Below are 22,774 nucleotides of genomic sequence, written 5' to 3'. Positions count from 1 at the left end.
GTTATGTTCATCTTGTACTTGAAAACGTAGGAAATTTTCAAATTGGATACAAGGATAGCATAGCGGTTCTCACGCTATAGCGTGGGCTGCTATTGTTACACCCGTATCCGAGGTTTCCTACGACCTTCAAGTAAGAGTGTGGCATACAGTTCACGCTTTTATTTGGATAATATGTGAAACTTATAAACAAATGGAACAGATTAAGAAACTTCTATTTATTTTCGTGTTGATACTAGTCTCATCAGCACAAGAATTATCCGCACAGATATCTCCTACTAATGTGCAAGAATTGATGTCGTATTTTGAAAGCCATATACAAAGCCTTGATCCAATAGAAGGTGTATATGATGTAAACATTGAACAGTGGGGCGAAAATGCTTACCAAGAGTTTCCATCAGAAACAACAAATCTAACAATGTTGGTATACAAAAATGTGAACGGAGAATTTAAGGTTTTTAAAAATGACCAAGTAACAATAAAAAAGATAGGGAACACATCCGTATATAACTATAATCTATTTTGGAAAGGAAGTAATGTTACAGATTCGAAACGTTTCGTTCTAAAAGAAAGTACTTTTTTTGATGTCAAATACTCTATCCCAGACAGACAACTACGCTATGATATGGGACGTAATTATCAAGCAGGTTTTAAAGTACATTTTAAATGTTCATTTATAAAAATTTATCCTACTGTTGATATGTATATAAATGACATTGAAGATGAAAATATTAAAAATCCTAAAGAGTGGTCTGGAACTGGATTTGCTTTAAACAATGGATATGTTGTAACGAACTATCATGTAATTGAAAATGCCAAATCAATATCCATTAAAGGAATAAAAGGAGACTTCACTCCTAAATATAATGCAACCATTATTGCTACTGATAAATACAATGACCTTGCATTATTACAGATTTCTGACAATAATTTTAAAGGTTTTGGTTCAATTCCCTATAATGTTAAAACTTCTGTTTCTGATGTTGGCGAGGATGTCTTTGTTTTAGGTTATCCTTTGACTAGTACAATGGGAGATGAGATTAAATTAACAACAGGCGTCATAAGCTCAAAAACAGGATTTCAAGGTGATGTCTCCTTATATCAGATTTCAGCTCCTATTCAACCTGGTAATAGCGGTGGTCCTTTGTTTGACAGCAAGGGAAATCTTATTGGTATTGTGAATGCCAAGCACAAGGATGCAGAAAATGTAGGATATGCAATTAAAACGTCATATTTAAAAAATCTAATTGAAAGTTCAATATCTAATTCGATATTACCCAATAATAATCAAATAGCAGGACAACCATTAACTGGGAAAGTAAAAAATCTAAAGAATTATGTTTTTATGATTATATGTTCAAAATGATGTATGCGCAAATTTTTACTATAGAACTATTGTAATAGTTTATGTCCATCTCAACCAATAAGTTATTCAACAATCATACTTCTGATAATATTTTTCAGGAGTTTGAACAGAGATTTAGGTCTATATTATATCAGAAATACACTCATTTAAGTGCGTTGTGCATAGATTGTTACACCGTTTCTCAATATAAACTACAGGAAAATGTTCCTCTAATCGAAGGGCTAAGCAACGACACATTTGCATATTCTATTGATGTCAAATCTGATGGAGTTCAGCGTGCTGTGTTTGTAGCAATCATTCTCTCTCCTGAACTATATGAGTTGTTTAAATTCACTGAGATGGAAAAGATGGCAGCAATTGCCCATGAAGTAGGTCACATAATTCATTATTTTAATGAAGCTTTAAGCACAGCTGGTACTATGATAATTGAAATAAAGGCTGATGAGGTTGCAGCCAAATTAGGTCTAGCAGAACCCTTAAAGTCTGTCCTTCATAAATTAAAATCATCAAAACGATATTCAAAAGAGCAATGCCAATTAATGGATTTAAGAATACAGATGTTGAATTATTACAATGTTTCTTGATTCACTCAAAATTCAATTTTAAAACTCGAATTTAAAGAAATAGTATTACCTTTCCATCAGAAAGAGTTATTTGAACGTAATTCATAGCAGAACGCTGCAAATGGCACAGTTGCCAAGTCATTACCTCAAAATCGGGAAATTCTTCCAAAGTCCTTATTATAAGGAACTAAGAAAGCTATTCTAAACTTACGGAAAATCTCTGGAATAACCTTGCAAAAAGAGGGGAATGACTTTACTCGGCCGAGTCATTTTTCCCCGACTTGTCGTCCTTCTCCTTGTCGGGCTTTGAGGAGAGTTGGTAAAACATCATGCCCAGGGCAAGGCCTATGCCCATGCCGGCCGGGATATTCTTCATGCCCGCCCCAAGGGAAAGGCCCAGCAGCATACCTATGGCGATGTAGCGGGCGAGGCGTGGGCGTTTCTCTTTTTTGTCGTTCATAAACTCCAATCGATAAGCTGGTTCGTGGGGGCATTACCAGACTGTGGTCTGGGTTGCACGGCCATTAAAGAATGATAATGATGCTTGCGAAAGTCAAAGGTAGAGAAAATCCTGCACTTCATGGATAAAAAATTGATAAAACGGATGGTAATTTTCTAACATTATCTTGTATATTTGTCCAAGGAGCAACGATGCATCCTGTCGCGAGGGGGGCAAAATAAATTTGTTTCTACCCGCGGCATGTACTATCTTTGCATTCCCGTTGCCGTTTCGACGGTCACATAGGATAGTTTTTTTTACGGTATGAATTTAGCACTATACACGATAGTCAGGGGATTGGCCATAGGCATACTGGTATCGGCGCCCATGGGGCCGATAGGTATATTGTGTATCCAGCGCACACTCAACAAAGGCCGATGGTCGGGCTTTGTCACGGGGTTGGGGGCCGCACTTTCCGATCTCATATATGCCCTGCTCACGGGCTTGGGCATGTCGATAGTCATCGACTTTATCGAGGCCAACCAGAGCGTGCTGCAAGTGTTGGGCAGCCTGGTGCTGGTCGGTTTCGGGCTCTACCTCTACCGGCAGAATCCCGCCAAGAACATCCGCAAGGCCAATGCCTCGATCAACTCCTATACGCAAGATTTCATTACCGCCTTTCTGCTCACCTTCTCCAACCCCCTCATCCTCTTCCTCTACATTGGTCTGTTTGCCCGGTTCAACTTCTTCCTGCCCGAGTCGCAGTTGTGGCATCATGTAGTGGGGTACCTCTCGATACTCATTGGGGCGGTGGGCTGGTGGTTTTTCATCACCTATGTCATCAACAAAGTGCGTTCGCGGTTCAATGTGCGCAGCATCTGGTTCATCAACCGCGGCATCGGCATCATCATCATCGCCATGTCTATTTTCGGTTTTGTATGGGGAATAAAAGATTATTTTTTGAATTAATATAAACATCATGAAAAAAGTTATTGACGTTCCTTTTGTCGCCGGTTTGAGTGACAAGCCCCTGGCCCAAGTCTCCGAGCTGCTCGAGACCCAGGGGGTGAGGCAAGCGATCGACTGTGTCGATTGGCCCGATGAATTCCCGTATAAACCCATCGTATCGTTCACGATAGCCCGTGACAAAGAGTATCTCTATATCGACTATTTCGTGCGCGGAAATTACCTGCTGGCGGTCAACAGCACCGACAACTCGCCCGTGTGGGAGGATAGTTGCGTAGAGTTTTTCGTGCAGATACCCGGTGAGAAATATTACTACAACTTCGAGTTCAACTGCATTGGTGCCGCATTGGCTGCCCGTCGCACCGGCCGCTCCGATGCCGACCACTTCTCGCCCGAGAAGATGGCTCGTATCAAACGCTATTCGACCGTGGGCAACAAACCTTTCCGCGAGATGGAGGGGCTCTTCTCCTGGGGACTGCTCGTGGCCATACCTTTCGACCTGATAGGTCTCGATGGCGAACATCTGCCCGAGACTGTGGCTGCCAACTTCTACAAGTGTGCCGATGGCTCTTCGCTGCCGCACTACCTCAGCTGGTCGCCCATCCCGGTCGAAAAACCCGATTTCCACCGCCCCGAATACTTTGGCGAACTGCGGTTCAAGTAAAATAGAGCTTTCCCAAGATAGATATAAGGTATTCTCTCTGTCGTGAGGGGATACCTTTTTTATCGGTTGAATACCGCCATCCCGTCATTCCGCACTCCTTCGTCATACCGCGCTGCGACGCGGTGCTTCCCGTCATTCCGCACTTGATGCGGAATCCAGAAATATCGGCAAAGGTAATACCCACAAGAGGCCCCTCTCTGGACCCCGCATCGTGGTGCGGGGTGACCCGGTGTGATGCGGAATCCAGAAAATACGGGCAGGGGGGGGAAATGCCCGCCAGTGGGCCCTCTCAACGGAACAGTCCCGATTGATACTCATCGATTACGCCTTGAATATATTCGGGAGTTACACCAATCTCCTCCGACAAGTCCCTCCACTGCGGGTTTTCCTGTTCGATAAGGGCTATTTTCCAAGCCCGGTTCCACTCTTTGAGTTGCTTTTCCCGGCAGATAGCCGAATAGAAATCCCGAAAGGCTTCGTAATAGACCAAGGTTTTCACGTTATACCTACTGGTAAAACCCTCGTCGATCGAGGCTTTGTGCTCGGCCACCCGTCTGGCCAGATTGTTGGTTACGCCGATATAGAGCGTTCCGTTTCGTTTGCTGGCCAGGATATAGACAAAACCCTTGTAAATTTGCATCGTTCTCTGTTTTTTTATTCTTCACACTCACACACTGGACCCCGTCACCTCGTCATACCGCGCTACGACGCGGTATCCAGGAATACGGGCAAATGAATGCCTCGCCTTTCCTCACTGGACCCCGCATCGCTGTGCGGGGTGACTCGGTGCGACGCGGTATCCAGGAATTCCCTCCCGGTCATTCCGCACTTGATGCGGAATCCAGAAATACCGGCAAAGGCACTTGTCCTTTACGGCCCCCCTCTCTGGACCCCGCATCGCTGTGCGGGGTGACCCGGTGTGATGCGGAATCCAGGAATACCGGTAAAGGCAATACCCACAAGAGGCACTTCTTTGGACCCCGCATCGGGTGCGGGGTGACACGACGCCCGACGGTTCACTGTTTCTTCAATGTAGGCAATGCTCCGGTGAGTTCGTAACGCCACTCTGAACCTGCACTCTGCAAGGCGGTGTTCATGGCATCAACGGCGTTCTGCCAGGTAATGCTTGTGCCATCCACCTTCGTGGCTCCACCGTTGTCATTGTCGGGGAGGCCGCTCCAGTAGCAGGCGGTCACGGTGGCATAGTTTACTCCCACCGCGCCGCCGACAATGTTACCGCTGACGTTGCCCGCGGCATAACAGGCAATGAGAGTGCCAGTTCCGTTCATTCCCACTATACCGCCGGCCCAGGCGTTGCTTGTACCGTCATTTTCAACGGTCACGTTGCCTGTGGCATAGCAGGCGGTCAGGGGAGTAGTACCACCATTCGTTACACCTACCACGCCGCCGGCACGCTCCGTTCCCTTCACTGTGGCCGAGGAACTGCATCCGGTGATAGAACCGACCTGTTGATAGCCCACCACACCGCCTACGTCGCTACCGCTACTACCGCTGACGCTGCCCGACACCGAGCAGTTTTCAATGTTGCCGCCAAAGCTCCATCCCGCCACGCCGCCGACGAACGTGCCACTTGTTATGTTTACTTCTGTCAGCACTACGTTCTTCACCGTGCCTTTGATGAAGCCGAACAGACCCGTATATCGGTTACTTCTCGTAACGGTCAGCCCCGTGATGGTCTTGCCATTGCCGTCGAAGGTGCCGGTGTATGCTTTGTTATCATCTTTGCCTATCGGTGTCCAGTCGATGCCTGTCAGGTCGATGTTGTTGGTCAGGGTGATATTGATGTCTAACTTCCATTCTTCGTTCACCAGTTCGGCGATGTTCTTCAGACCCTCGGCGGAGGTCACGGTGTAGTTGCCCTGTCCGTCGTCGGTATATCCCTTGTCCTTATCCAGCGTGATGTTGTAGAACTTGCCTGCCTCGGGGGTAAAGGTGGCGGAGAGGTCGCGTTCCTCAGTGCCGTTTGCCCGCAGCTGCTTGATTTCGTAGCCGGGCATCACGTTCGCCTCCCAGCAGGTGATGGTTGTGCCGTTCTCGGTGTATTCGCACTTCTTCATCTCTATCCAGCCCTCTTGCGAGCCTTGTCCGGCCTTGCCTTTTTCATAAGTACACTGTGTATAGGTATAGAGCTGGAGGCTCTGCACCTGGTCGAGTGCATCGTCCGAAGGCGTGACGCGCACCTTGGCCAGACGGTGGGCAAAGGTCAGCGTGACGGGGGTCTGGTAGTCGCCCGTGCCCGTGGCGCCCAGCAGGTAGGCAAGACTTTGGCTTTGGTCGCCGAGGTCGAGGGTGCCGTCCGTGGCGGGATACCAGGCGGTGACGGTGTGGTCCTCGTCCCTGTCGCTCCAGTACAGGGGTATTTCGGCTTCGGCGGAACCGTCGTCCTGCACGGTGTAGGTGCCGACCTCTCCCTTGTCGTCTATCTGTACGGCGAACGGGTCGCCCGCGTCAAACTTGCTGCTGTTGCCGTCCTCTTTCTCGCTGATGCGCGTCGCCGGTGCGCCCCAGGGCTGTGCCTCGCCGCCCTCCACACTGAGGGTGATGCGGGCTATCTCCAGCGGGTATTGTCCTTCGGGCAGACGGTCACCGTCCGCCAGTTCGTCCTTCGTGCAGGCAGCCGTGGCAAGGAGCAGTGCGGCTGCGGCAAGAAGCAGATGGATGGAATGTCTTTTCTTCATATCGGGTTGTCTTTTTATTTGTTTTCGTTTTGTGCTGCCGCCGCCTGCGAAGGCGGCCGTCGCACCATAGTGTCTATGGGCAGCTCCGGCTTGACGCTTGCGCCGGGGCAGCGGTATGTAGGGCTTACAGCGTGATGCTTACATTGTTCGAATCTCCGGGTTCCCACGGGGTAATCTCCGGTTCTTCCACCGTGATGCCATTGTTGCTGAGCGTGATGTTGTAGGTGTAGGCATAGCCTGCGGAGAACTGATTCGCTTCGGGCTTGGATGGATTCGGCAGTGTGGTTGTATAGTTCAGTCCGTTGAAAGACACTTTAAGTTCAAGAGAGGAGGTCACTTCCTGCGGGAGAATGATGACTTGCGAAGTGGTGGCACCGCCCAGCTGCATGGTAATCGGCGATTCGGCGGCTGCGGTTACGGCAGTCGTGCCGGTAGCCGTGTCGAATGTGCCTTCGTGCTTCAGCCCGTCCAACGTGTAGTCAGCAGGTTCCATTCCGTTGAAAATGATGCCATCGCCCGCCTTGAAGGTGAATTTGATGAGACTCATGCGGTGGTGGAAGGAGTTGTCTTCACCGCCTTTGTCGGTTTTGTCGGTGAAGCTCACCGTCGGGTTGTGGGTGTCGCCCGTGGCTCCCGAGGCAAAGAGGAAGTCGATGCCGGGGCCCTGCTTGTCGGCTGCGGTGCTGACGGTCACCGTTCCGCCCTCAGCCTGATACGGATAGTAGGCATTGAAGGTCTTCGTTTCGGTGTCATCGAAATAGATGGTTGTACCGTCGGTCACGAACTTACCGTTCTCTCTCTTGTAGGGCACGTTGGTGAAGCTTGCGCCGGTGACGCCGATGCGGTCGCCGTCGGTCCAGTCGGTTCCTTCCGAATTGACGCGGGTAGCGGGCGTAATGTCGGCGATAAACTTGGCGGCTACCGGGCCGTCATTCAGGTTCTCGTTGTCGTTGTTACAGGCGGCAAGTGTCAATGCCAGCGCTGCGAAAGCAAAAAATCGGGTTTTCATTCTGTTTATTTGTTTATATATTTCTTTTCTTCTCGGTCATTCCGCACTTGATGCGGTGCTCCACGTCATACCGCGTTGTGACGCGGTATCCAGGAATACTGTCTGCGGCACTTGTCCTTTGCGGCCCCTTTCTGGACCCCGCATCGTGGTGCGGGGTGACTCGAGCGGTGTGTGGAATTTACAGCGTGGCACTGGCATTGCCTCCTTCCACCTCTTCCCATCCGGTAATCTCGGCGTTGCATTCCTCCATGCCGACGGGGGTTTCCAGTGTTCCGGTCACACGGTAGGCGGTGGTCATATCGCTGTTAAAGTCTGCAAGGGCTTCCGTCAGGTCGACCTCTGTGCGCTGTGTGCGTCCGCCATCGGTAAAGACGATGTCCAGTACCAGCGCCTGCACGTCTCCCATCGTACCCAGCAGGCGGGCGTCGGCCGTGAGCTTGCTGCCGTCACGGGTGAAGGAGAAGACCGTGGAGGTCGGTTCGCCGATGGTCTGTCCCTTCTCCATATCAAAAATTCCGGCTATGCCGCTGAGGGTGGCGGTCACGCTCTGTATCAGTTCGGGGCGTCCCTGCGTCACTTCCAGTTCCAGTTGCAGGTCACGTACACGCTGCATCGGAACGGCATTGACACGCAGCGTGTCGTCAGCTGTTACGGTTATCTCCTGACTGACGGTCTTCAGATAGCCCGGCAGGGGGATTACGGATGCACCGTCCGCACGGCTCTTGCCATCAGGGGCATTGACCCGTGCCATTCGTCCGTCGAAAGTGAAACCTTCCGCACGGTTATAGATTACCATACTGTGTGTTCCCGGATTGAGCAGGTCGGGATTGGTGAATGGCGAACCTGTAATGTCGGCCGCCTTCCCGTCCATGTCGAGTACATAGTTATCGTCTGCCGACACTCCCGTCAGGCTGATGGTGACAGCTCCCTTGTCGGGATGCGGCGTGTCATAAAGCGTGTCCTTCACGCAGGAAGAGAGCAGCACGGCGGCTGCCATTCCCATCATATTTATATATTGTCTTGCTTTCATATTCGATTCCTCCGAGTTAGAATAACTTACATAAATTGGGCTGCGCCTCGGCATTCTAAAGTAAACTTTAATGCGCTCGGCTTGCACCAATTTTCCATACCAATGTCACACCGGCATTGATGGGGCCCCACCAGTCCTTTGTCTCGTTGCCGCGGCATACTCGCACACCGTCAATGACCTCATATTTCTCATAGTCGGCATTCAGGTAGCCCAAGCCGAGGTTGAAATCAAGATTCAGTGCCTTGTTCAGCCGCAGCTGATAGCCGCCGGTGATGCCGCCACCCATCAGGTCGCCCTGCTTGCCCGTTTCGGAGAGCTTGTAGTTGAACTGTCCGGCCTTGAACATCGCACCCAGATACCAGGCTTTCTTCTCGCCCATGTAGTAACGCACTTCCGGAGCCACTTCCCACAGAGCGTAGCGGCGGTCCTTGTCGCTCCATGTCCAAGAAGTCCACGAGCCGTTTACGGCAATGCCCCACGACGGGCAGATGCGCCATTCAAGTCCTAAATCGGGTGTCAGGGTAGCCCAGCGCAGCAGGTTGGCACGCAGGGAGAGATGATAATCAGTTGGTGTTTTGGTTTCCGACGGCATGTCGGCAAGTGTATTTTGTTGAGCGGCTTTCTCTGCCTCTGCCTTTTCAGCGGCAAGTCGGGCTTCTTCCGCCTTGCGCTGCTCTTCGGCAAGTCGTTCCTGTTCGGCACGCTTCTCGGCTGCCAGTCGTTCGGCTTCCGCCTTGCGTCGTGCTTCCGCTTCCGCATCCGTCGCGGCTGTTTCCTTTACCGGTACCGTCATGCGCACAGTGACAAAGTCTCCCTCTGTCGCATGGTTGCGGGTGATAAAGTTTTCTTCCTTGATTTCCGCACGGATAATCAGTTCGGATTTCACACGGTTGGCACGGATCTTTGCCGTGGCAAGGTTCTCGGCTTCACTGCCCAGCGAGTTGCAGTAGCCGTCAACCAGGATGGGGATGGAGCCGGCAAGTATCGCCTCTTTGTTCTGTACTACGCACGAGAGCAGACGGGTCAGCTCGGCGCGGTTGTCCTGACAGGCGGTATAAAAGCCGTTCTCTCCCGGCTCGAACCGAAACTGGTAGATGGTGTCGCCCTGCGTTTGTGCCATAAGTGGAGAGATAATACCCCATAGCACGAGGGAGATCAAAAATTTTTTATACATATTTTATATAGGATTGAATATTGTCGGAGAGGAATGTGTTTCAAATATAATATTAAGAAATGAATTATACAATCGGTGATTCTTAAAATAATTAACTATCGAAACATTGTATTATTAATATTTAACTATAATTGTTGATAGAGTAAAAAAAATTGTTGATAGAGCAAATTTTCGGCCTTGATCTTTAACATTCGAAATGCTGGGTTTTGCTATTTTTTTTGTTTCGAAACCCTGTGTTTGTGACCCATAAGAGGCCCCTCGCTGGACCCCGCATCGTGGTGCGGGGTGACTCCCTCTCTGGACCCCGCATCGGGTGCGGGGTGACCCGGTGTGTGGGGGTGACCCGATGCGCCGCGACGATTTAAAAAAAGGCGGGGGCATACATCGTGTATGCCCCCGCTATGGGTAGAAGGGCAAGAGCGAATCTTGCCCCGATGAGGTTCTTGTTATTTAGCCTCTTCTACGACACCAGTCATGACTACCTCGATGAGGTTCTTTCCGGTGAAGAGTCCTTTGGCAAAGGCCTTCATGTCGTCGATGGTGATGCTGTTGAGTACCTCCTCGTAGTTGGTCTCGTTGTCGCCATAGCCCAACTCGTAGTCAGAGATGATACCTCTCCAGTAAGAGTTCTCACGCAGGTTCTGGGCATGTTTCTTGAGCATATACTCTTTCACCTTGGCGAAATCTTTCTCGCGAGGACCTTCGTTTACCACCTTCATCAACTCGGCGTGAGCCCGGTCGGTGAGGCGCTTCTCGTCTTGCGGGTTGGTATCGAAGCCGAAGAGGAACAACCACGAGTTGTCGAGCGATGAGAAGTTGGCCATGGTACCTACACCGTAGGTTCCACCCTCTTCTTCACGGATGGTCTCGGTATATACGATGTCCATTACCTGGTCGAGGATGCTGAGCATAAGGTCGTTGCGCAGGTCGTATTTCTCGTTGCCCGAGTAGATGGCATAGACGGTCGATTTGGCCGTTTCCATGGGTTGGTTGTAGTGGTTCGTGACAATACCCTTTTGAGTCTCGATCAGTTTGCCTACTTTTTCGCGGCTCTTGTTGGCCGGGAGCGAAGCGATGTATTTCTCTACGTAGGGTTTGAGCGAGTCTGTGTCGAAGTTACCTACGAAGATGAAGGTATAGTCGGCGGCATTGGCCAGGCGCTCCTTGGCAATTTTGAGAATACGGTCGTAGCTGATTTGGTCAATGTCTTCGGCTTTCAACTGACGACGCAAGGGATTATGGTCGTAGAGGGTAGCCGAGAGCGAGTCGCTGAAGATGTATTGCGGCGTGTTGGCATAGTTGATGAGAGCGGCTTTCGATTGCTCTTTCCAGGCGGCAAATGCCTCGTCGTCGCGGTGCAGGTCGGTGAAGGTGAGATATACGAGTTGCATCATCGTTTCGAGGTCTTTCGTGGCGCACGAAGCGAATACCGATTCCTGAGCCTCGCTCAAGGAGAAGCTCGACGATACCTTCTTACCGGCCAGGGCTTTCATCAGGTCGGTCTTGCCGAATTGACCGAGGCCACCCAGTTCAACGATTTCGTTGAGCGATTTCAGGTCGCGGGCCAGAGCCGGGTCGTTGGTGTTGTAGAGCGAGTATCCACCTTTGCTGACAGCCAGCATGGTGATTTCGTCGCTCTTGAAGTCGGTGGGTTTGAGCACCACTTTGGCACCGTTGGAGAGAGTCCACTCGGTGGTGCCGAATTTCTTACCGGCAGCACTCTTTTTCACTTTGCCAGCTACGGGCTCTTTCGAGATGAGGGGTTCGTTCGATACCTTATCGACATAGGGGGCAACCTCTTCGGCTTCTACCTCTTTAATGGCAGTCAGTACCTGGTCTTTGTCGGGGTAGGTGACACCCTCTTTGTCGGGACCGGTAAGCGAGATAACCATGTTGTCTTCGCTGATGAGCGATTTTACATATTGGTTCACCATATCGACCGTGATAGCGGGCGACATCTGTTTGATGAGGTTGTATTCCATTTCGATGCCGGGGATGTAGCCGCCGTCGATGAAGTGACGGATGTACTCTTCGGCATAGTCAACGCTCTTGCGGTTGTTACGCTCGTTGTAGAGGTTTTCGTAGTTCGAGAGCATCGTGGCGCGTGCCCGGTCGTACTCCGAAGTGGTGAACCCGTAGCGGTCGATACGCTCGGCTTCGCGGATGATACCTTTGATGGCGTCGATGGCACCGTTGTCTCTACCCAGGGCGATGAGTGTGAAGGCGCTTTTGGTCTTCGATACGAAGAAGTCGCCGTCGAAGATGGCACCGGCAATGAAGGGAGCATCGGGTTTCTGGGTAATCTCGGTGATGCGGTCGTTGAACATGATCCCGATTACGCCGTTCATGTAATTGGTGATGGCACCGTTGATGGTACCGCGCATTTCACGAGGCATGGGATCGTGTTTCATGTAGATGTCCACACGGGTGTAGGCGGCCTCTTTGTCTTTGTGGAAAGCGAAGATGGGCTCTTTGTTGTCGGGCACGGGATAGTAGATGCGCTCGGCAGCGTTTTCGGGCATTTTGATTTTGCCGAAGAGCTCCTTGATTTGAGCCTCCATCTTGTCGGCGTCGAAGTCACCGATCACGATGATACCCTGTTGGTCGGGGCGATACCATTTGTGGTAGTAGTCGCGCAGAGCCTGGTAGGGGAAGTTCATCACCACCTCCATGGTGCCGATAGGCATGCGGTTGGCATACTGGCTGCCCTCGAACATGACGGGCACAGTAGCCTCCCAGGTGCGCCAGTTGGCATCGGCACGCGTACGCCACTCTTCGTGGATAACGCCGCGCTCTTCGTCGATGTCGCTATCGTTGAGCGAGATGGCGCAAGCCCAGTCGTAGAGCACGAGCAGGCAGGAGTCCACCAGGTTTTGATTCTGTGTGGGGACGTTGGAGATGCGATATACCGTCTCGTCGAAGCCGGTATAGGCGTTGAGGTCCACACCGAATTTGATACCGTTGTTCTCGAGGTAGTTGAGCATCGTCTTCCCGGGGAAGTGCTCGGTGCCGTTGAAGGCCATGTGCTCGAGGAAGTGGGCCAAACCGCGTTGGTCTTCGTTCTCGAGAATCGAACCTACCTTTTGGGCAATGTGGAATTCGGCACGGTTCTTGGGGGTTTCGTTGTGGCGCACATAGTAGGTGAGACCATTGTCAAGCACACCGTAGCGCACGTTGGGATCGATGGGCAATGCTTCCATCTGAGGAGCTTGCTGTGCCGATACCCATTGGGCAACGGCCAGAAAAGCAAGTACTAATCCCGATTTTACCATTCGTAAATTCATTGTGTTTTGATTTAATGATAAATATTGGTGTTTGTGTTATTTTGTTGTCTCTTCGTTATCTCCCTGGTATTCGAGTATGTCGCCGGGCTGGCAGTTCAACTCTTTGCAGATGGCCTCGAGGGTCGAGAAGCGTATGGCTTTGGCCTTCCCGGTCTTGAGAATCGAGAGGTTGGCAGGGGTGATATCGATCTTGCCCGAAAGTTCGTTGAGCGAAATTTTTCGTTTCGCCATCATGATATCAAGGTTCACAATAATCGGCATAGGCAATGATTTATATGGTGAGGTCCAGCTCTTCGCGTTGTTTGTGGGCTATATTCAGAATCTCGGCCAGCAACAGCAGGATGAATGCAATGGTGACCGATGGGCTCAACTCGGGATAGCACAGGGTATTGTTGCCCAGGTCGAGGTGCGAGCGGTAGTATCCGGTTGCGATAAAGAGGTCGATATAGCTGATGAAGTAGAAGATAATCATGTAGTAGGAGAGGCGACGCAGCCGCTTGATGTTCTTGCTGTTCATCAATCCTTCGGCGGCTACCGACCGGATGAGCTTGACCAGCATCACAATCATGGCAATGAGCGAGGCCAGTGAGAGGATGGTGAAGACCGCAGCACTTATTTTCAGACCGGTGGGTACCATCGAGTCGGGTATGTAGAGGATGCCGTCGGTCGATAGGGTGAGAGCCGGTATCGAACCGAACTCGCTCAGTTGCAGGTTGTCGGGCTTGATGGTACTTATCTGCAATGACGATTTTCCCAGCCCGTTTTCAAAACCGATGAACGAGGAGTTGAACCCGATGGTGAATCCTTTGGAGAAGTCGAGCACGATGGGGATGAGTATGAGCAATGCAATTAACAGGTTGAGTAATTGTATTTTTCTCTGGGTTTGCTTGTCGTAAAACATATAGACCTTGTTGTATTGGTAAGACAAAGGAAAGAAAAATTTTCGAGGAAAACAAGAAAAACAGTATATTTTTATCGAAAAACGATAAAATAATAGGTCTGAGAAGAAAATCGGTGGGTCGAATTACTTGTTGTCGATGTCGGATATGTAGCCGTTCATCATGGCATAGAAGCTGAGGCCCGAGACGGTTTTGATACCCAGTTTGGATGTGAGATTCTTGCGGTGGCTGAGTACGGTATTGATGCTGATATTCAGTTGGTCGGCAATCTCTTTATTCATGAAACCCTTGGCTACCAGTTTCAACACCTCGGTTTCGCGGGGCGACAGGTCGTGCGACAGGTTCTCGGCTTGCCGGTCGAGCTGTTCGACGAAACTTTCGAGCCGTTCGATGAGAGCCTCTTCGTCTTCATGGACCGGTAGCACCGGGGCAAACGGGGCGGTAGGGTTTTCGTGACTTGCGGTGAGCAGCATGATGCGGCTCTTGCGGGGAAGGAAGAAGTCGCTGTATGCCATCAGGGTATCGGCGAAGAGCAGATAGGCGTCGAACTGTTCGGGGGTGTCGTCGAAAAAATCGTCCACCCGGTTGTAGAGCGCAGGCGATATGTCGAAGTACCGTTGAAACAGATGCTTCAACCCGAGGTTCAACAGCGTGTGTGGAGTGATGACGGCGATACGCATGGGGCAGGATCTTATTCTTTTTCGTGGCAGGCCTTGAGCATGGCATCGGCAATAGGCCGCAGGATGCGGTTGCGTATGCGGTTGTGCTGCTTGATATCTTTCTCGAGACTGTACAGGGCAAAGATGACACCGTGGCACAAGTTGAGGTCATACTCTCCACGCAGATGAATGATGAAAAGGCTCTTGAGGTCGTCGAGCTTCTCTTCGAGCGAGTCGGGCTCGTCGTGGTCGTAGCGTATGTGCTCGCCATAGTATTCTCCGCGCAGTTTTTCGGCCGCGGCTCTGATGGAGGGAAACCAACTGGTGCGGTCATGTTCGATGCGTGAGAGTAGCTCTTTTTTCAACTCTTCGAAAAACTGTTTCATCAGCTCGAGGTTGTTGTTGTCGCTGTCGCTCTGGTTGATGAGCGAGTTGAAGTGCCGCTCGATGTTGGGAATCTGGAACTGCTGGTAGTAGGCGTTGGTTTGGGTGAGGTAATCGACAATCTGGGTGGCGCAGAACGATTTGAGACGATTCTCGGGGAAATAGTCTTCGTTGATAAAGGTATTGAGAATCGTGACGAAAAACTCGCTGTCGAGTTTCTTCTCCTCGCATACGGTGCGTATGCTCTTGTCGCCTACACCCAGGATAATGCCAAATCGGTTAATGACCGGGATGAGTGACGGTTCGTTCAATATCACGTCGCAAAGTTTACACTCGGCGTTTATCAGTGCCATAGTTCGTTGTCTTTATAAATAATGTTATTCTCGGTTACGATAAGATCCATTTTTATGTCGTGGGGTTCGGCGGGAATTTCGTCGAGCAGTTGCAGCCCGTAGCAGATGCCTATCTTTCGGGCCGAGATCTGTTGCAAAAGTCGGTCGTAGTATCCCTTGCCCCGTCCCAGCCGGTTCATTGCCCGGTCGAAGGCTACCCCCGGCACCACAATCCACTCGAGTTGCGACGGATCGATGGCGGTTGCATCGGCCGGTTCCCAAATGCCATAGGCTCCCTGGCGCACCGGCCCACGACCGTAGCGGGCCACCACGATATCATCGCCGTTTACCACGGGCAGATAGAGCTGCTTGGTCTCGCTCCATCTCGAGAGGAGCCATTGGGTATCGACCTCGTCGGGCAGAGCATGGTAGAGCATGAGGTGTGATACCCGGTCGAAGCCGGGCAACGACTCCACGGCCGCGCAGATGCGTTGCGAAAGCGACTCCCGCTCGGCGGGTGTGAGAGCTCGTTTCAACTGCTTGATCTCCTGTCTCAATTGCCGTTTGTCGTGCATAAGGGGGCGCCGGGTTTAGTTTTCGTTGCTACTGCCGCTCAGCAAGCGGTTGTAGGTATTCTCATCGGCCAGTACCTCTTTGGCTTTCCGCAGGGTTTCGTCGTCGCGCAACAGCAGTTTGTAGAAAGCCTCTTCGCCCAACATGTTGCGGGCGATATAGGCTTGCAAGGTATTGACGATGAGTTTGCGCGAGATGTTGATATAGACGGGCCGCGGGCGTATCCCTTTCTGGGCGGCATATTGCACGAAGTCGGTCAGCAGGGTGTTGGCATCGAGCATGGGCAGCAGTTTGTCGAGCGTCTTGGCTTGTGCCAGTTTGTCGCGGTTCTTGTCGGTATAGGCAAAGGCATACTGGTAGATGACGCCCTCGTTGACCACGTTGTTGAAATAGGAGGTATAGCCGGTCGTGTCGCGAGGCACGAAGATATCGGGCATGATACCGCCGCCGCCATAGACTTCGCGACCGTTGACGGTATGATATACCAAATCTTTGTTTTGCTTGATGCTGTCGGCATTGAAGAATTCGCCATGCTTGTAGCGGTTGACAATGTCCATGCTGTAATCGTCGGCTTTGCCCAATTCATACTCTTTCTGGATGCAGCGCCCCGAGGGGGTGTAGTAGCGAGCCACCGTGAGGCGCACGGCCGAACCGTCGCGGAACGGAATTTGCTGCTGTACCAATCCTTTGCCGAAAGTGCGGCGACCAACGATGAGTCCCCGGTCATTATCTTGAATGGCTCCGGCAAAAATTTCGCTCGACGAGGCCGACCATTCGTCGGTGAGAACGATGAGCGGGGCATCCTGGAAGGTGCCTGTGCCGTTCGAGATGGCGTCCTCGCGCTCGAAAGCCTTGCCCTCGGCATAGACAATGAGCCGGTTGGCGGGGAGCAGCTCGTTGGCCATGTTGATGGGAATATCCATCAGACCACCGCTGTTGCCGCGCAGGTCAATAATGAAGCTTTTGGCCCCCTGGTTATTCAGTTTGGAGAGGGCATTGATAAACTCGTCGTAGGTAGTGCGTCCGAATTTGCTTACTTTGATATAGCCGGCACCGTCGTCGAGCATGAAGGCGGCATCGATGCTGTTCACGGGGATATCGCCCCGGGTTACTTCGTAGGTGAGGGGTTTCTTGGCGGTCTTGCGCAGAATCTCGAGTTTGACAACCGTGCCTTTGGGGCCTTTCAGGTTTTTCATCACGCTCTCGTTGCTGATGCCTTTGCCTACAAAAGCCGAGTCGTTGACCGAGATGATGCGGTCGCCGGCCAGGATACCCACCTTCTCAGAGGGTCCGCCCGGTATGACACTCACTACGTTGATGGTGTCGTTGAGGATATTGAATTGAATACCGATGCCGCTGAACGAGCCTTCCAACTCTTCGTTGACACTCTCCAGATCTTTGGCCGGGATGTAGGCCGAGTGTGGATCGAGTTCGCCCAAAATCTTGGGCATGACGTTTTCGATGAGTTCTTCCTGATTGACGGTATCGACATACTCCTGTTCGATGCATTGCAGCAGGCTCTCGATTTTGTCGTACCGTGCACTGCGGCCGAACGGATTTTGAGTAGAGAAGAATCGTCCGATTAAAATACCTCCCACGATGGCGACGGCCAGGAGCAGGGGAATCCAGACGAAGCGAGCTTTGTTGTTGTTCATAATCGGTGCTGATATTTAAACACGTTCTTTTTGTTATAGAAAAACATATGGTAAAAGAGATTGCTCACGGCGTGGGGGAGGTGTTTCCTCTGTCTATTCCGGGAGCTTTCGTCTTTGTCGTTTCTTTTTTCGGAGAGGGCAGGAGGCGACTTTGACCACTTGATCGCAACCTGTGATTAATATCCTCCGTATTATTGACCCTTGTTTTGAGATGACTCTTCGTCGGCCTGCGGGTTGATGAAATCGACCGTTATCCCGGCTTTGCGCAAGAGCTCTATGCCGTCTTGCAGACGATAATACTCCGAGAAAACCACTCGTTTGATACCCGACTGGATAATCAGTTTGGCACATTCGATGCAGGGCGATGAGGTGACATACAGGGTGGCACCGTCGCTGCTGTTGTTGCTGCGGGCTACCTTGGTGATGGCATTGGCTTCGGCGTGCAGAACAAAGGGAAAGGTGTGCCCGGTTTCATCTTCACAGCAGTTTTCAAAGCCGGCCGGTGTACCGTTGTATCCGTCGGAGATAATCATTTTGTCTTTGACAATCAAGGCTCCCACCTTGCGCCGTTGGCAGTAGGAGTTTTCGGCCCAGATTTGCGCCATGCGTATGTAGCGTTTGTCCAGCGTCAGTTGTTTGTCGGCATTATTTGGTTTCGTATCCATATATCGGCGATAATGATTCACAAAAATAGCTGTTTTGCGGGTATTTATTCTCTTTTTTATCAAATAATAACGCAGAGCTTGTAAGAAAAATCGAGAGGGCTTTCTGTCGAATACGAAAACGGGGTGTCGAATTGCTGCGACACCCCGTTCTTGTCAGTCGATAAATCTCTGTAAAATACCGTCGTAGGCATCGATGCGGCGGTCGCGCAGGAAGGGCCACCAGCGCCGCACGTTTTCGCTGCGGGCGAGGTCAACTTCTACCACCTGGCACCACTCGCTGTCGCTGGGTGCTGCGGCCAGTATCTCGCCTTGAGGACCGCACACAAAACTGTGCCCCCAGAACTGGATGCCGCGGGTCTGTTGCGAGGGGTCGGGCTCGTGACCCACACGGTTGACGGCAATCACCGGCAGCCCGTTGGCTACGGCATGTCCCCGCTGTGAAATAATCCAGGCATCCTGCTGGCGTTTTTGCTCCTCGGGTGTATCGGAACTCTCCCAGCCGATGGCCGTGGGGTAGATGAGCAGGTCGGCTCCCTGCAGGGCCATGAGTCGGGCAGCCTCGGGGTACCATTGGTCCCAGCATACCAGAACTCCCAAGGTGCCTATCGAGGTCTTTATGGGTTTGAAGCCCAGGTCGCCGGGCGTAAAGTAGAATTTCTCGTAATAGGCAGGGTCGTCGGGAATGTGCATCTTGCGGTATTTGCCGGCAATGGAGCCGTCGGTGTCGAACACGACGGCGGTATTGTGGTAGAGACCGGGTGCCCTGCGCTCAAATAGCGAGGTGACCAGCACGATATGGAGGTCGGCAGCCAGTTGACCGTAGAAGTCGGTCGATGGCCCCGGTATGGTCTCGGCCAGATCGAAGCAGTCGGTCGATTCGGTTTGACAGAAGTAGAGACTGTTGTGCAACTCCTGTAACACGACGAGCCGGGCACCTTGTGCTGCACATTGCTCGATGCTGTGTTTCAGGCGGTTCATGTTATCGGCGATGTTATCGCTATTGTGCTGTTGCACGAGTCCGACTTTTATTTTCTTTTCACGCATGGAGTTTATGGTTTATTGTAATACATTCTCGGGATATTGCATGGTTACGCAGTGTAGCGAACCGTGTTGACGGATGAGCGGTGAGCAATCTATTCCCACGATTTCCCGGCCGGGGAAAGCGGTTTGCAGCACCTCAGCGGCGGCCCGGTCGTTGGCTGGCTGTCGGTAGGTGGGGTAGAGCACGGCTTTGTTCACGATTAAGAAGTTGGCATAGGTAGCGGGCAGTCGCTCTCCGTTCTCGTCATAGACTGCATCGGCCATGGGCAGAGGCAACAGCCGGTAGGGTGTACCTTGGATGGTCGTGAAGGTGCGCAGTTGCTCCTCCATGAGGTGCAGTGCCTCGTAGTGCTCGTCGGTCGGGTTGGTGCATTGCACATACACGATGGTATCGTCGGGGGCAAAACGGGCCAGAGTATCGATGTGGCTGTCGGTATCGTCGCCGGCCAGATAGCCGTGGTCGAGCCATAAGACCCGTTGCAGACCGAGAGTCTCTTTCAGATACTCTTCGATGCGGGTTTGCGACCACTCGCCGTTGCGGTTGGGCGACAGCATGCACTCGCTGGTGGTGAGCAGGGTACCTGCGCCGTCGCTTTCGAGAGCACCGCCCTCGACGACAAAATTGAGCCGGTTTTCATACCGGGCATTAAACAGCTTCTGCCGGTAGAGGCGCGAGGTGATGAGGTTGTCGTGGTTGGCTGCAAACTTGAGTCCCCAGCCGTTGAACTTGAAATCGCAGATACAGGGTGCCCCGTCGCGAAAAAGGGTGATGCCGCCGTGGTCGCGGGCCCAAGTGTCGTTGGTGGGGCAGGAGGCAAAGACGACAGAGTCGGTATCGACTACTCCTTGCAGCAGCTGTCTCACTCGTTCGGGTTCGGGTGTGACGATGAGCAATCTCTCGCGTTTGGTAATCTCTCGGGCAAGATTGATATAACAGGCCGTAACCTCGTCGAGCATATAGGCCCAGTCGGTCCCCTGGTGAGGCCAGGTGAGCTGGATACCCGATTGTGGATACCATTCGGCCGGGAAGAGGATCGAACGGCTCATGGTTTCGGCGTTTGGGGTTTACGGTCGAAAAACGGACTCTTGGACGATACGCTCATGGCTATGGCAATCACCTGCCGACAGCCGGGCAGTAACTCCATCTCTTGAGCCGTGGCACCGGCCGAGAACATCACTCGGGTGTCGATGCGCATATCGGCTGCCTTTGAGCAGGCCGACCCGATGGCGATACCCACGTCGATCGAGTTGATGGCGCAGGGGTTGGCTTGGGGATTCTCGGCACAGGTGGGATAGCCGCAATAGGCACAGTTGAGCCCTTGAACCTGGCGACGGGTCCCGATGAGGATAACCGCATCGGACTGCTCGATGTTGCCGGCATCGCGCAGGAAAAACTTCATGCCGCGTTTTTCGCCGGTCAGTCGCATCTGGTTGGCCAGGGTCAGCAGGTCGTCACCCGTGACGGTAGCAATTTCGATAATATCCACCCCTTTTCCTTTGGGGGCGGTACGAGCCGCCATCATAATCTGTTTGGCAGCTTCGCACACCATCTCTTTACGAGTATCACGTTCGTTATATATCATAGAGTCATAAGGTTGTTTTAGTGGAAGCAAAGATAGCGAAAGGCGAGGGCAGAGGCAAATGAAAATGCATTTTTCGAGATTGATTATGCCGAACCCAGTTCTATCTTCTACAAAGATAGGTTGCATAGTGTATAATTCCAATAATATTGCTAAAGGATATAAAATATATTTAGTAATTAAAATATGATTAGTTATTTTTGTGTACTATTTTGATTGTATGACGTGAAATACATAATACAAATAGTTGAGGTACAATTTGTTGTCAAATGGAATAATTATGAAACGGTCGATTATACAAGATGCGATGTTTCCCACTTGCCCGGTGAGGAATATACTGTCAAGAATCTGTGACAAATGGGCTCTGTTGGTTATATACATATTAAGTATGTCGGGCAAGGAGAGCATGCGTTTTATGGAGTTGAAGCAACAGATGCCCGATATTTCTCAACGTATGTTGACAATGACTTTGCGAACTTTGGAAGACGACGGATATGTGAGCCGGACTGTTTTCCCAGAGATACCTCCGCGTGTAGAATACGCACTTACCGCAAGAGCTCGGTCGTTGACCCCCATCCTTACTCACCTGCTGGAATGGGCCATGGAAAATGGGGCCGAGATTATGGCCGACCGTAAAAAGTCGGTGCGAGAGAACGAAATATAAATCTATCTATAAATGCCATCCATATGGAAACAATGAAAGTTGCACAAATTAATCGTTATTCAAAGCATATAGAAGCCACTGTGAACGACATCGAGATACCCGGATGTGCCGACGACGAGGTTTTGATTCGGGTAAAAGCCGCCGCTGTCAATCCGCTGGAGATATTGATTATGACAGGGAGTGTGCGGTTGATTCAAGATTATGCCATGCCGCTTACTTTGGGAAATGAATGTTCGGGAATCATCGAAAAGGTAGGAGCCCATGTCACTCATTTCGCTATAGGCGACCGGGTTTATACCCGACTGCCATTGAAAAGGATAGGGGCTTTTGCCGAGTATGTGGCCGTAGATTATCGGGCCGTGGCGAAAATGCCTGCCGGGTATGAGTTTGCTACAGCCGCAGCGATACCCTTGACCGGTTTGACAGCCTATCAAGGGATTGTAGAGGAGTTGGAAGCTCGACCGGGAGAAACCCTGTTGATACCGGGCGGATCGGGTAGTTTCGGGCAAATGGCAGTACCGATAGCCCTCTCTTTGGGCCTGAGAGTTGTTGTAACAGGTAATGAACGAGCCCGTGACCAGTTCCTGGCCATGGGTGTCGATAGGTATATCAATTACCGAAAAGAGAACTATTGGGAGGTGTTGTCGCAGATCGATTATGTAATAGATACTTTGGGAGCAAAAGAGTTTGACCATGAATTGTCGGTATTGAAAGAGGGCGGACGACTGTTGAGCCTGAGGAATGTTCCCAACAAGACATTCGCCGTTCGTAATCACTACTCCTGGTTGAAAAGGTTGTTGTTCACGTTGGCCGGGAGCAAATATGATTCCGCCGCCAAGAAGCAGAGCAAGGAATATCGCTTTATGTTTGTACGCTCCGATGGTGAACAGCTCCAAAAAATAACAGAAATTGTAGAGAAAAAACACATTACTCCGGCTGTCGATTCCCATGTATATACCTTGTCGCAAGTCAACGAGGCGCTGCAACGGATGGCGCAGGGCGGTCTCGACGGAAAAATAATCATTCAAATGTAGCAAGCAGGTGCTCTCAATCGAATCTGGCTCTATTCTATTCTGTCTCAATCTATAAGGGAGAGAACCAAGAAGGTCAAATTTGTTTTTTCTTTTTTAT

The 22,774-nt window shown here is 51.2% G+C and carries 23 protein-coding genes; 6 read left to right on the top strand and 17 right to left on the bottom strand.

What is annotated here, in order from left to right; translation table 11 throughout:
* Window positions 1–190 precede the first annotated feature (190 nt).
* Both B5G10_RS10425 and B5G10_RS10420 read left to right on the top strand, forming a co-directional pair.
* The gene (locus B5G10_RS10425) at window positions 191–1,363 is read left to right on the top strand and encodes a serine protease (RefSeq protein ID WP_087424668.1); all 1,173 of its coding nucleotides are present in this window, start codon (window positions 191–193) and stop codon (window positions 1,361–1,363) included.
* A gap of 41 nt (window positions 1,364–1,404) precedes the next feature.
* Window positions 1,405–1,947, top strand: coding sequence for a hypothetical protein (locus B5G10_RS10420; protein ID WP_087424667.1), 543 nt, complete (start codon window positions 1,405–1,407; stop codon window positions 1,945–1,947).
* Window positions 1,948–2,179: 232 nt separating this feature from the next.
* Here B5G10_RS10420 and B5G10_RS10415 read toward each other — a convergent pair whose 3' ends face one another.
* Window positions 2,180–2,386, bottom strand: coding sequence for a hypothetical protein (locus B5G10_RS10415; protein WP_143241126.1), 207 nt, complete (start codon window positions 2,384–2,386; stop codon window positions 2,180–2,182).
* A 303-nt stretch (window positions 2,387–2,689) separates the two neighbouring features.
* Between B5G10_RS10415 and B5G10_RS10410 the strand changes: the two genes are divergently transcribed.
* Together B5G10_RS10410 and B5G10_RS10405 are read left to right on the top strand one after the other, a co-directional pair.
* The gene (locus B5G10_RS10410) at window positions 2,690–3,334 is read left to right on the top strand and encodes a LysE family transporter (protein WP_087424665.1); all 645 of its coding nucleotides are present in this window, start codon (window positions 2,690–2,692) and stop codon (window positions 3,332–3,334) included.
* 10 nt (window positions 3,335–3,344) lie between these two features.
* Window positions 3,345–3,995: a carbohydrate-binding family 9-like protein gene (locus B5G10_RS10405; protein WP_087424664.1), complete on the top strand. Its 651-nt coding sequence runs from the start codon at window positions 3,345–3,347 to the stop codon at window positions 3,993–3,995.
* Window positions 3,996–4,284: 289 nt separating this feature from the next.
* Here B5G10_RS10405 and B5G10_RS10400 read toward each other — a convergent pair whose 3' ends face one another.
* The 16 genes from B5G10_RS10400 to B5G10_RS10325 all read right to left on the bottom strand — a co-directional run bounded on the left by B5G10_RS10400 (window position 4,285) and on the right by B5G10_RS10325 (window position 20,982).
* Entirely contained in the window at window positions 4,285–4,635 is a 351-nt protein-coding gene (locus tag B5G10_RS10400; protein ID WP_087424663.1) for a GIY-YIG nuclease family protein, read from the bottom strand.
* Between the two features lie 376 nt (window positions 4,636–5,011).
* Entirely contained in the window at window positions 5,012–6,694 is a 1,683-nt protein-coding gene (locus B5G10_RS10395) for a GLUG motif-containing protein (protein WP_087424662.1), read from the bottom strand.
* A 124-nt stretch (window positions 6,695–6,818) separates the two neighbouring features.
* Entirely contained in the window at window positions 6,819–7,703 is an 885-nt protein-coding gene (locus tag B5G10_RS10390; protein WP_087424661.1) for a fimbrillin family protein, read from the bottom strand.
* Between the two features lie 178 nt (window positions 7,704–7,881).
* Window positions 7,882–8,700, bottom strand: coding sequence for a hypothetical protein (locus B5G10_RS10385; protein WP_087424681.1), 819 nt, complete (start codon window positions 8,698–8,700; stop codon window positions 7,882–7,884).
* A gap of 100 nt (window positions 8,701–8,800) precedes the next feature.
* Window positions 8,801–9,907: a DUF3575 domain-containing protein gene (locus tag B5G10_RS10380; RefSeq protein ID WP_087424660.1), complete on the bottom strand. Its 1,107-nt coding sequence runs from the start codon at window positions 9,905–9,907 to the stop codon at window positions 8,801–8,803.
* 446 nt (window positions 9,908–10,353) lie between these two features.
* A complete protein-coding gene (locus tag B5G10_RS10375; RefSeq protein WP_087424659.1) occupies window positions 10,354–13,191 on the bottom strand; it encodes a M16 family metallopeptidase in 2,838 nt (945 codons plus the stop codon).
* Window positions 13,192–13,227: 36 nt separating this feature from the next.
* Window positions 13,228–13,452 carry a helix-turn-helix transcriptional regulator gene (locus tag B5G10_RS10370; protein WP_087424658.1) on the bottom strand — a complete coding sequence of 75 codons (225 nt, stop codon included), beginning with the start codon at window positions 13,450–13,452 and terminating at the stop codon, window positions 13,228–13,230.
* A 10-nt stretch (window positions 13,453–13,462) separates the two neighbouring features.
* Complete coding sequence (locus tag B5G10_RS10365) at window positions 13,463–14,092, bottom strand: DUF2975 domain-containing protein (RefSeq protein ID WP_143241125.1); 630 nt, start codon at window positions 14,090–14,092, stop codon at window positions 13,463–13,465.
* 123 nt (window positions 14,093–14,215) lie between these two features.
* Window positions 14,216–14,770, bottom strand: a complete 555-nt coding sequence (locus B5G10_RS10360) for a response regulator transcription factor (protein WP_087424656.1) — start codon at window positions 14,768–14,770, stop codon at window positions 14,216–14,218.
* 11 nt (window positions 14,771–14,781) lie between these two features.
* Window positions 14,782–15,486, bottom strand: a complete 705-nt coding sequence (locus tag B5G10_RS10355) for a helix-turn-helix transcriptional regulator (protein ID WP_087424655.1) — start codon at window positions 15,484–15,486, stop codon at window positions 14,782–14,784.
* Window positions 15,477–16,040, bottom strand: coding sequence for a 5-formyltetrahydrofolate cyclo-ligase (locus B5G10_RS10350; protein ID WP_087424654.1), 564 nt, complete (start codon window positions 16,038–16,040; stop codon window positions 15,477–15,479). The genes B5G10_RS10355 and B5G10_RS10350 overlap by 10 nt, the downstream gene beginning before the upstream one ends.
* Before the next feature lie 15 nt (window positions 16,041–16,055).
* Window positions 16,056–17,693 carry a S41 family peptidase gene (locus tag B5G10_RS10345; protein WP_087424653.1) on the bottom strand — a complete coding sequence of 546 codons (1,638 nt, stop codon included), beginning with the start codon at window positions 17,691–17,693 and terminating at the stop codon, window positions 16,056–16,058.
* A gap of 191 nt (window positions 17,694–17,884) precedes the next feature.
* Window positions 17,885–18,358: a dCMP deaminase family protein gene (locus B5G10_RS10340; protein WP_087424652.1), complete on the bottom strand. Its 474-nt coding sequence runs from the start codon at window positions 18,356–18,358 to the stop codon at window positions 17,885–17,887.
* 153 nt (window positions 18,359–18,511) lie between these two features.
* Window positions 18,512–19,402: a carbon-nitrogen hydrolase gene (locus B5G10_RS10335; RefSeq protein WP_087424651.1), complete on the bottom strand. Its 891-nt coding sequence runs from the start codon at window positions 19,400–19,402 to the stop codon at window positions 18,512–18,514.
* Window positions 19,403–19,414: 12 nt separating this feature from the next.
* On the bottom strand, window positions 19,415–20,446 hold the full coding sequence (locus B5G10_RS10330) for an agmatine deiminase family protein (protein WP_087424650.1): 1,032 nt from the start codon (window positions 20,444–20,446) through the stop codon (window positions 19,415–19,417).
* Entirely contained in the window at window positions 20,443–20,982 is a 540-nt protein-coding gene (locus B5G10_RS10325; RefSeq protein WP_087424649.1) for a DUF2148 domain-containing protein, read from the bottom strand. Before B5G10_RS10325 ends, B5G10_RS10330 begins: the two co-directional genes overlap by 4 nt.
* 277 nt (window positions 20,983–21,259) lie before the next feature.
* On the opposite strand from B5G10_RS10325, the gene B5G10_RS10320 reads away from it, so the two are divergent.
* Together B5G10_RS10320 and B5G10_RS10315 are read left to right on the top strand one after the other, a co-directional pair.
* Window positions 21,260–21,643 carry a helix-turn-helix domain-containing protein gene (locus B5G10_RS10320; RefSeq protein WP_087424648.1) on the top strand — a complete coding sequence of 128 codons (384 nt, stop codon included), beginning with the start codon at window positions 21,260–21,262 and terminating at the stop codon, window positions 21,641–21,643.
* A gap of 23 nt (window positions 21,644–21,666) precedes the next feature.
* Window positions 21,667–22,677: an NADP-dependent oxidoreductase gene (locus tag B5G10_RS10315; protein WP_206396570.1), complete on the top strand. Its 1,011-nt coding sequence runs from the start codon at window positions 21,667–21,669 to the stop codon at window positions 22,675–22,677.
* The last annotated feature ends 97 nt before the right edge of the window (window positions 22,678–22,774 follow it).

The organism is Barnesiella sp. An55, assembly GCF_002161555.1.
GTDB lineage: Bacteria > Bacteroidota > Bacteroidia > Bacteroidales > Barnesiellaceae > Barnesiella > Barnesiella merdipullorum.
Note: the sequence above shows the minus strand (reverse complement) of the source record. Positions and strands in the feature narration are given on the sequence as shown.